This window comes from Clostridia bacterium (assembly GCA_036562685.1).
Lineage (GTDB): Bacteria > Bacillota > Clostridia > Christensenellales > DUVY01 > DUVY01.
On record DATCJR010000022.1, the window covers coordinates 1 to 4,760 of the forward strand.

General features: G+C 35.4%; 6 protein-coding genes. 3 read left to right on the top strand and 3 right to left on the bottom strand.

What is annotated here, in order from left to right:
• On the bottom strand, positions 1-829 hold an 829-nt coding region (locus VIL26_00855; GenBank protein HEY8389494.1), incomplete at its 3' end, for a Mur ligase family protein.
• Positions 830-1,038: 209 nt separating this feature from the next.
• Here VIL26_00855 and spoVG point away from each other — a divergent pair.
• Positions 1,039-1,311, top strand: coding sequence for a septation regulator SpoVG (gene spoVG / locus VIL26_00860; protein ID HEY8389495.1), 273 nt, complete (start codon positions 1,039-1,041; stop codon positions 1,309-1,311).
• 79 nt (positions 1,312-1,390) lie between these two features.
• Here spoVG and VIL26_00865 read toward each other — a convergent pair whose 3' ends face one another.
• A complete protein-coding gene (locus VIL26_00865) occupies positions 1,391-2,605 on the bottom strand; it encodes a hypothetical protein (protein ID HEY8389496.1) in 1,215 nt (404 codons plus the stop codon).
• 22 nt (positions 2,606-2,627) lie between these two features.
• Positions 2,628-3,242 (bottom strand): hypothetical protein, encoded by a 615-nt coding sequence (locus tag VIL26_00870; protein ID HEY8389497.1) that lies wholly within the window; start codon positions 3,240-3,242, stop codon positions 2,628-2,630.
• 129 nt (positions 3,243-3,371) lie between these two features.
• Here VIL26_00870 and VIL26_00875 point away from each other — a divergent pair, with 129 nt between their 5' ends.
• Together VIL26_00875 and ispF are read left to right on the top strand one after the other, a co-directional pair.
• A complete protein-coding gene (locus VIL26_00875) occupies positions 3,372-3,617 on the top strand; it encodes an RNA-binding S4 domain-containing protein (protein HEY8389498.1) in 246 nt (81 codons plus the stop codon).
• Positions 3,610-4,722, top strand: a complete 1,113-nt coding sequence (ispF, locus tag VIL26_00880) for a 2-C-methyl-D-erythritol 2,4-cyclodiphosphate synthase (protein HEY8389499.1) — start codon at positions 3,610-3,612, stop codon at positions 4,720-4,722. Before VIL26_00875 ends, ispF begins: the two co-directional genes overlap by 8 nt.
• Positions 4,723-4,760: the final 38 nt, after the last annotated feature.

A 4,760-nucleotide genomic window follows, 5' to 3' on the forward strand; every position in this document is an offset into this window, starting at 1 on the left:
TATTAAATATATTTGCAGCAGCTGCTGCAGCTAAAGCATTGTATATATTATGCCGTCCGGGCACTTTTAAAAATATTCGACATAGCTTGCGGTCGCGCTTATAAAAATCAAAAGAATATCTTCCGTTTTCTTCTTCCTTTAAATTTTGAGCATTATAGTCATAATCCTGACCTATTCCAAAAGTAACATACCGCCGCATCGTCAGAGCCGCACTTGCTAGCGCACGCGAATCTTCACCATTTACGATGATAACGCCGTTGCGTTTTGTTCCCGCTGCAAATTCAGTAAAAGCCTCTTGAATATCTTCTATGTCCTTAAAATAGTCCATATGATCTTCATCAACATTTAGAATAATACTGATATACGGCTTAAGATATAAAAAATTTCGCTTATATTCACATGCTTCTGTAACAAAGTATACACTTTTACCTATACGGTAATTGCCGCCTATAAGATCAAATTCTCCGCCCAAATGTACAGTTGGATCATATGCATACAAAATCTGCGCAATCATTGCTGTGGCCGTGGTCTTGCCATGCATTCCGCTTACAGCAATAGCAAAAGGATATTCTGCCATAATACTGCCCAAAAGCTGCGCGCGTTTTACACATGGAATATTTTGATCTTTTGCCGCAATAAGTTCTGGATTGTCGGAAGAAATTGCCGCATTGAAAACAACCAAATCAACTCCGGTAAAATCACGTTTGGTATGACCAAGGTTGACTTCTATGCCCATACATTTCATTTTTTCCAACAGTTCAAATGAATGCAAATCAGAACCGCTTACGTTATGTCCCCGCGTGTGACATATAATAGCAAGCGCTGACATGCTTATTCCACCTATACCGATAAAATAAATATTCATGATAAAAATTTATGATTATATATAGATATATATGTTACTTTCTCAATTAAAGTTCTGATATTTGGATTTTCCAATTTTTTTAAAAAAAGTATTGAATTATTATAAAAATAGTAGTATTATATTATTAGGAATTATTATTATTCCGGCATAAATTTAAGGATGGTGACTAAGGGGTGAACATAACTGAAGTAAGAATCAGATTGAAGACCAAGGAAGACAGCAAGATTAAGGCTATAGCATCTATTACAATTGATGAGTGCTTTGTCGTTCACGATATAAAAGTAATAGAAGGCAATGAAGGCTTTTTTATAGCAATGCCTAGCAGAAAAACTCCTGAAGGCGAATTTAAGGATATCGTTCATCCTTTAAATACCGAAACTAGGGAGTTAATTAAAGAAAGAATCTTGCAGGAATTCGAAAAAGCACGCGGACAACAACAAGCCTAAGCATTTTGAAATTTTTATAAAATGCAATAATTTTGGGGCAATCAGGCAAAGAAAGATTGTTAATTTCTTTCTTTGCCTTTTATTTTATAAATTCTAAAACACCTTTGCGCATTGATTTTGGAAACATTTTAGTAATAAGTCCAACTCTAGTCATCATAAAGGGATATTCATCTGCACTCAGATATTTTGTCATAAATTCCCCTTTTATTGGTACCGCCTCTTCATAATCAGCAATAAGTGCGCTCATAGGATGAAAGCCCATTTTGAGTTTATGCCCTGTTAATACAAGTCTTGAATAAAGCCTGCCGCAATTTACCTGAGTTACTCTGTCGTTCATTTTGGCAACAGGACAAACTATTACCATGTATGTTGCCGTGCTGTCGTATAGCTTTTTATAAATTTTTTGAGTGATCATATTCATAATTTTGTTAGAACCCAAAAACGGCATTGTCGTCAATAACCCTTGTATTGGATACATAATAAAAGGATTTTTTATGCCTTGCGATTCCAAAGAAAAGCCAAAAGGATTTTTTACTTTTTGGTATTCATTTACTCGTGTAATCTTTTTTAAGGTGTCCCCGAATTTGGGTACAGTATATGTAATCGCAAGTCCTTTTAATGTAAGCTCTGAAATATTTTTCAATGCTTCTTTTTCAGAAATAAATTTTATATTCAAATCTTCAAAATCATTGAGCGATTTATATAAATCTATTTCTGCCTGTGTTAATGGCGTTTTTATGTACTCATAGCGATTAGTTTCTTGCAAAAACATGTTATCGTATAAGTCTATACCTTGAAGATCAACTTTGTCATTTATGGTCACCTTAGCGACTGGCACTTTTTCAATGCTCTTTTCAAAATTTTCTTCATCAATAGGGCCATCGGGAAACAGCTCAATGTCCAGCCCTACATTTTTCTTTTTGGCTGCGATGTTGACATATTCTAACAATGTTCCGCAAGAAATCATCATTTCTCTGTGTGTCGGATCTTGAGGAATTATACTTTTAGGATCAGCAAACAATTTGAATACTTTTTCATCTTTATCTAGCTCAAATTTCCAATGCTGTAAATTATGCGCATTGGGCGCAAGTATTCCTACTGATAACAACTGAAGTCTAAGGTCTCTTAGTCTGCTAGCATAACGCTTATCCCATGGATCAAGATATTCGTCAGGAACAAACATCCCGCCAATTGTCATCAAAATAAACATCAAAGCAAGCATAATTGCTAAGACTATAATCACCCATTTGCCCGTCTTTTTTAGCACTTGTTTTACCTTAGATGTTTTTCCCATACTTTTAACCTAAAACCCAATGTTATTTATGCGGGAATATTCTGCCTTTTAACGGCTCAAAACTTCCACGTCCTTCAAAGATTATCGCATCTTTATCGATTTCAATGCCTGTTATATATGATGAAGGCATTTTGAGATGCTCGCAAAGCTCATAAGCGTTGACAAGCTTGCCGCCTATTGAAATGATTGCGCAGCAGCCTAATTCATCAGTAGTATCTATCATTATTGGAGTAATGGTGGCAACCTTGATATTCATCTTGGCAAGAGCCTCCAATAACTCGCCCTTTGAAACGGTCATCATCCACTTGGTTTCTTCATGCCAAAGTTTTCTGCCTTCCTCCTTAGGCAGTAAAATTATTGGTTCAGTAGGAACCTGATACTCCTCTTTTGCATTGGGCATCTCATCTTCATACAAAGATTGTCCGTCATCAATTCCGTCCGCTGTACTGTTGGGCGCAGCAGGCTGCTGAATGTTTGTATTATTTTTTGGCGGATTGCTTTGATTTATATTTTGGTTTTCTTTTATATAAGGCACATTAGGCTGTTGTTTTTGCTGTGCATTATTACACGCAAAAACATTAAAAACCAAAATAAGAGATAAAGTAAAAAATAAAATATTCTTTAGCATCTTTTTCATAGCTTTAGTATCTTTAAAAAATAAAAAATTATATCATTTTGAACGATAAAGACCGCAAAAGTACAATATTATAGACAATGTTTTTCAAAAATGTTAAAATGACAATATCTTAAACTGAAAGAATTGATTATGAGATTGGATAAGTTTTTAAAATTAAGCAGAGTTATAAAAAGAAGAACTGTAGCTCAAGAAGTATGCCAAAGCGGCAGAGTAAGCGTCAACGGCAGACAGGCAAAACCGGCATATGAATTAAAACCAAATGACATTATCGCCATAGGCTATGGGGATAAGCGTTTTGTGGTAAAGGTTTTGACCGTTGAAGAAAAAGCTCTAAAATCTCAACCTGATTCTGCTTATGAGGTCATAGATGGCTGATTGTATCGCCATTATCTTATGTGCGGGAAAAGGCGAACGCACTGGATTATCATATAATAAAATTTTTTATAAAAGTGCAGGCAAGACTGTCTTAGAATATTGTCTAGAAAAATTTGAATGCCCTAAGATTATTGTCGGCGCTCAAAATGATTTGGAAAAAATAAAAAGTCTTACTCAAAATTATTCAGATGTTTCAATTACTTGTGGGGGCGACACACGCACCCAATCAGTAAAAGCTGGTCTTAAGTTGGCTCAAGATTACAAATACGTGCTTATTCATGACGGTGCCCGTCCTAATGTTTCAAAAAATCTTATAAAAAATCTTATAGACACTTGCCGTCAATATGGCAGCGCCATTCCTTATATAAAAGTCAAAGACACAATAGTTCAAAAAAACTTTTCTTCATATAGCATTGTTGACAGAACCAATCTTATGGCTATTCAAACTCCTCAGGTTTTTGATACCCAAAAAATTATTCAAGCGTATGAAAATAATGACTGCGATCTTACAGATGACAGCCAGATGTTTTCTAAAATGTGGGGAGATTGCGCTTATATAGAGGGAGAGTATAATAATTATAAAATAACCACTCCGGAAGACCTCATTATGTTTTCATCAAAAAATTCAAGCGAATATCGAATTGGCTATGGATATGATTTTCACAGGCTGGCAAAAAACCGCCGTCTTGTTTTGGGCGGAGTAGAAATTCCCAATGATTTGGGGCTTGACGGTCATTCTGATGCCGATGTTGTGATACATGCGCTTATGGACAGTCTGCTGTCCGCCTTAGGAGAACGCGATATAGGATATTATTTCCCTAACAATGACTCAACCTACAAAGATATCTCTAGTCTTAAGCTATTGGAAAAAGTATGCGAAATTTTAAAGCATAAAAATGCAGATATTAATAATATCTCAATAACCATAATAGCCGAAAAGCCCAAATTAAGCCCTTATATTCAAAAAATGAAAGAAAATCTAGCTTTTGTTTTGGGTATAAAATGTTCCCAAATAGGCATTGCGGTTACAACAAACGAAGGCTGCGGAACAATAGGTCGCGGCGAAGGAATGGCAGCAATGTGCGTCTGCCAATTAAAATTATAAGAAATATATAGATGTGATAAAATGAAACTTTTTCGCAA